Genomic DNA, 4,790 nt, shown 5'->3' with positions numbered 1-4,790 from the left:
GCCTTGAATAGTTCTGCAACGGTTGTGGAGTTAGTTATGAAAGTACGTGCGTCGGTTAAAAAAATCTGCCGCAATTGCAAGATCATCAAGCGTAAGGGTAATGTACGTGTGATTTGTCAGGAACCGCGCCACAAACAGCGTCAAGGCTAAAATTTCGGATTCTCCAAAAGCCCGACTCTGTTCTGTGAGGCTGTCCGAGAATGGCGTCCGTCCAGGTAACCCCGGAGCGAGGGCGGCAGGAAATTGAGGATAAAAATTCGGTTTTGTGAGTTAAATACCCCGAAGGACACAAATAGCGGGGCTATTTATCGAACAAAAGCGGAGTTTTAGACCAATTTGCTGTCGCCGCACGACTCATCGATGCAGAAGCCAGAGCAACGCAGGAGCAGTTGCCGTGCAGGGCAGTCTATTCTCGGACAGCCTCCCGGGTGGCTGTCCGAATATAGACTGCCCTGCGCGGCAACCTGAGATTTTAGTTTGATTTTATGCAACTAATAGCTTTTTTTATTGTCTAAAATTCTACTTACAATAACTTTTATAGAGGAAGTACTTAATTATGAACCCTACAAAACTCCCCCCGTCATCTCCCCAGCGCATCCCACACGGTCAGGAAAAATCCGTCCAGTCAACAGAAAAACCAGGAGCAATCAGTTGGTTTGGTGCTGCCGTTAACAAAGTACTCGAAGCCGTTGGCTACTCAAAAACCGGTACAGGCCTGGATACTGCTCTTGCCGACCGAAGTATCTCTTCTTCTGACCCAAACTGCCCTGCTAATACCGGCACACAATGCGAAACCAGCGGACCGCAGTCTGTAATCCCGATGGAACCGGCAGAGGCTTTACCAGCCCTTGAAGAGGCCGTAAAAGCTAAAGATGCCGCCCGGGTAAATTCCTTATTTCGTTCGCTGCAACAGACAGACCCGGATCTGGCTATGCAAAAAGCCAGGGATATCCTCCAAACCATTTTGCAGGATAATTCGAAATCCATTATGAGTTTGTCCGAGAAAGATTACGTTAAGCTTAAAAAACTCATCGACTGCCTACTAAACATTTGCGGCAAACAAGATGTTACTCTGGCAAAGTTAGCCCTTAATCTGTTTGTGGACCGGAAAGATCTCACCCATGCTGTCCAGATTAACAAACTCTACGGTCCCAATCTGGAAGGAGAGCGTCTCAAGATAGCCCTTGATAAACTGGTGGAAAGCGCAACGTACACTGAGCCTAACAGGATTGTCAAAATGCTGGCCTCGGGAAGACTAAATTCCGAAGAACATGCGAATGCTTGCAAAACATTAACCACAAAATACCCGACATACTCTGGACTTGAAGAACCTGACGACCACGACCTTAATGTTACTGGCCAAAAGATACTGGGCATGGCAAATCTGGAAGATCCCCAATCCATGGCGTTGGCCAAGAAAACACTGGCTGACGGGCTGAGAGAATGTTTGCAAAACCCACGATGGCTAAATGCACTGGAGGAAAAGAAGTACAAAGACCTGGTGAAATTTTTTGAAGAATTTTTCAAGTGCGGTATTAATTCTGTCACTCATAAAGACCTGGCCTACTCCCTGGTGAATATCTGCTTTACCGTGGGTGATTACGAAAAGGCTTTATCTATTGCCAATAATCTCCATATTAAATTTACCGAGGAGCAAATTGCTGAAGCCTTCAGGGTTACAAAACACCAAAGATCACTTGAGAAGGTGCTGGAGCTGGCAACTTCCGGAGCAGCTGAGAGTGAAACAGTCAAAAACACCATTCGGGATATTTTGCAAGCAAAACTGGAAATTGCCCATCACACGGATCCCGACCATGAGTTTCTAAAATTCAGGGATTTTATCCTGTCTTATGTCAAGCGCCTTTCGGGAGTGACCAGTGACAAATTGTTCCTGCTCAATCCGCTCATTGAGTTTTGTGTCAACGGAAATAGAATTCACTTGGCAGAAAGACTGAAACATGATTTTGAGGGCTGTTTCCTTGAGCATGCGGCTTACCAAAGAGCTTGTCAACGCTTTCAAAGGTCTCCATACAGGGAAGAGAAATTAGCAAAATTGTTGTCTCTGGCTGAGCATGCCAAGAGCACGAAGCTCGATTAAGCACCAGGAGGCTGTCCGGGAAATCACTGGGAAGACCTACTGTCGGATAAACCTGAGTGCCCCTGGCTGGATATCCAGTGTACTGCGCCAGGGGTTAATATCCAGCCCACCCCGCCGCAGATATTGGGCATAGACTGTCAGCTCGGCAAACCGGTAGTGTTTTTGCAGATCAACCAACACTCGCTCAACACACTGCTCATGGAACTCCTGATGATCCCTGAATGAACAGACATATTTCAGCAACGATGCATGATCTACTTGCTCGCCACGGTAACTGACCACCAGCGTTCCCCAGTCCGGCTGGCCAGTAACCGGGCAGTTGGATTTGAGCAGATGGGTATGCAATGTTTCACTGACCAGCCCATTATCAGCCGCTTCACGCATTGTACTTCTGGCCAGTAACGTTGGGTCATACTGGTAACAATCAACAATAACATCAGCTTCATCAATATTGGTTCCCGGCGCAGGATCAAAGGCACGGGACTCAAATTCATTGATGGTATATAGCCGCACTGCCACTGGTGCTTTGGCTACTGCAGAAAGATCCCGGGCAATGCGCCCTGCGACCTCTTCAGCACTGGCAAACCGGGATTGATTAAACGAGTTGAGATACAGTTTGAAGGACTTGGATTCAATCAGACAGGGAGAGCTGCAGGGCAGCTCAAACCGGGCAACACGCACAACGGGCTTCCCGGAAAGGTTTAACCAGGAAAGCTCATAGCCGTACCAGAGATCGCGACCGTAAAACGGCAAATGATCCGGATCAATACCCAGCTCTTTACGCTTGTCTTGCCGCTCTATGGCAAACAGCAGCGAAGGATCGTATACCGATTTGTAGCCACTGATTTTACCCAGCGGTGAAGCATGCAGAACATCACTCATTGCCCATCAACTTCTCAGACCACGACCGGTTTTCAGCAGGTGCAAACTGTAGGCACCCAGTGACAATATTGCCAGCGACATTACAACAAAGGCAAAGCGGGTATCCAGACCACCCGCCTCGCCCAGAAGTCCATAGCGAAAGGTATTCACCTGATAGAGAATCGGATTGAGCATAGAGACCTTCTGCCAGAATTCGGGCAGGATTTCGATGGAATAAAAGACACCGCCAAGGTAGGTCATGGGCGTCAATACAAAGGTGGGAATAATAGACACATCGTCAAACTTTCTCGCGAAGACGCCATTGATAAAACCGCCCAGGGCAAACAGGGTGGCCGTCATCACCACTGCCAGTAGTGTAACCAATACATCATGAACCTCCAGCTCAACAAAGAACAGGCCCAACCCCATGACGATAGCCCCGGTAATCACCCCCCGGGCCACGCCACCCATGACATAACCCGCCAGAATGATCCAGTTGGGTACGGGGGATATCAGCACCTCTTCAATGCTTCGCTGAAATTTATTGCTGAAGAAACTGGACGCTACGTTACTGAAGCTGTTGGTAATCACCGACATCATGATCAATCCCGGTAGTACGTAAGTCATATAACTAAAGCCGCTCATGGTGCCAATGCGGGAGCCAATCACTGCGCCAAAAATAACAAAATAGAGCACCATGGAAATCGCCGGCGGTAACAGAGTTTGCGGCCAGATCCGCATAAAGCGTCGTACTTCCTTGGCAAAGATCGTCACAAAGGCGACCTGGTGATAACGGAGTTCACTGTGCTGTGGCCGCAGGGTCCGACTTCGTTCCATACCTGACATCACGCTTCGCCTCCCTTGATACTGTCATTTTTCAAGACACCGTTGGTCATATTAACAAACAGCTCTTCCAGCCGATTGGTTTTATTTCTCATACTGGCGACTTCAATTTTAAGCTCACTGAGCTGCCGGAACAGATCATTCACTCCCGTATACTTATCAACTTCGACTTCCAGGGAATTGCTGTCAATTTTGTTCACCTTGTAGCCTGAAAACACCGGTAGCTGCTCGATAGGCTGGCGCAAATCCAGGACGAAACTTTCCTTCTGCAACAGGCTCAACAGCCGTTTCATGCTGGTGCTTTCTACGATTTCACCCTGATCGATAATGGCAATATGACGACAGAGCTGTTCTGCTTCTTCCAGATAGTGGGTGGTCAGAATAATCGTAGTACCTTGGTCGTTTATCTCTTTGATAAATTCCCAGAGACTTCTGCGTAGCTCAATGTCTACGCCAGCGGTGGGCTCATCAAGAATCAGTAACTCGGGTTCGTGAATCAACGCCCTGGCAATCATCAAGCGCCGCTTCATACCACCGGACAGCATGCGCGACTGGGTAAACCGTTTATCCCATAAACCCAGTTTTTTCAGGTAGTGCTCAATACGGGGCCTGGCCTGCCTTGGTGAAAGCCCATAATAGCCCGCCTGACTGACCAGAATGTCTGCCACTTTTTCAAACTGATTAAAGTTAAATTCCTGGGGCACTATCCCGAGAGAACGCTTGGCCCGGAACAGATCACGCTCAATGTCATGGCCGAACACAGAGACACTCCCGGCAGACTTTCGAACCAATGATGAAATCACTCCGATGGTGGTTGATTTGCCAGCGCCATTGGGACCTAGCAAGGCAAAAAAATCACCTATGGCAACCTCCAGATTTACCCCTTTCAGAGCAACAAAACCGTCGTCGTATACTTTTTTCAAATTTTTGATGGCCAATGCCTGAGTCATGGTTCTCAGCCTTGAGATTTCTATCTTTAGTCAGGAAA

At 48.2% G+C, this 4,790-nt stretch carries 5 protein-coding genes; 2 read left to right on the top strand and 3 right to left on the bottom strand.

The window, feature by feature from the left end:
- Positions 1–36 precede the first annotated feature (36 nt).
- Complete coding sequence (gene rpmJ / locus KDK14_RS00895) at positions 37–150, top strand: 50S ribosomal protein L36 (protein WP_081622108.1); 114 nt, start codon at positions 37–39, stop codon at positions 148–150.
- A 406-nt stretch (positions 151–556) separates the two neighbouring features.
- A complete protein-coding gene (locus tag KDK14_RS00890) occupies positions 557–2,098 on the top strand; it encodes a hypothetical protein (RefSeq protein WP_257263130.1) in 1,542 nt (513 codons plus the stop codon).
- Positions 2,099–2,134: 36 nt separating this feature from the next.
- Here the strand turns inward: KDK14_RS00890 and queF are convergent, their stop codons facing one another.
- From queF to KDK14_RS00875, 3 genes are read right to left on the bottom strand one after another with little or no spacing between them, the layout of a single operon-like run.
- Positions 2,135–2,980 carry an NADPH-dependent 7-cyano-7-deazaguanine reductase QueF gene (queF, locus tag KDK14_RS00885; protein WP_257263129.1) on the bottom strand — a complete coding sequence of 282 codons (846 nt, stop codon included), beginning with the start codon at positions 2,978–2,980 and terminating at the stop codon, positions 2,135–2,137.
- A gap of 6 nt (positions 2,981–2,986) precedes the next feature.
- On the bottom strand, positions 2,987–3,796 hold the full coding sequence (locus KDK14_RS00880; RefSeq protein ID WP_257263128.1) for an ABC transporter permease: 810 nt from the start codon (positions 3,794–3,796) through the stop codon (positions 2,987–2,989).
- Between the two features lie 8 nt (positions 3,797–3,804).
- A complete protein-coding gene (locus KDK14_RS00875; RefSeq protein WP_257263127.1) occupies positions 3,805–4,752 on the bottom strand; it encodes an ABC transporter ATP-binding protein in 948 nt (315 codons plus the stop codon).
- Positions 4,753–4,790 lie beyond the last annotated feature (38 nt).

It is taken from the genome of Endozoicomonas sp. ONNA2 (assembly GCF_024606365.1).
In the GTDB taxonomy this organism is placed as follows: Bacteria; Pseudomonadota; Gammaproteobacteria; order Pseudomonadales; family Endozoicomonadaceae; genus Endozoicomonas.
This window is presented reverse-complemented; position numbering and strand designations above follow the sequence as displayed.

Excerpts from the sequence above, each read along its gene's own strand:
- KDK14_RS00875 (WP_257263127.1), bottom strand. The coding sequence starts at position 4,752 with ATGACTCAGGCATTGGCCATCAAAAATTTGAAAAAAGTATACGACGAC.
- KDK14_RS00890 (WP_257263130.1), top strand. The coding sequence starts at position 557 with ATGAACCCTACAAAACTCCCCCCGTCATCTCCCCAGCGCATCCCACAC.
- KDK14_RS00880 (WP_257263128.1), bottom strand. The coding sequence starts at position 3,796 with ATGGAACGAAGTCGGACCCTGCGGCCACAGCACAGTGAACTCCGTTAT.
- rpmJ (WP_081622108.1), top strand. The coding sequence starts at position 37 with ATGAAAGTACGTGCGTCGGTTAAAAAAATCTGCCGCAATTGCAAGATC.
- queF (WP_257263129.1), bottom strand. The coding sequence starts at position 2,980 with ATGAGTGATGTTCTGCATGCTTCACCGCTGGGTAAAATCAGTGGCTAC.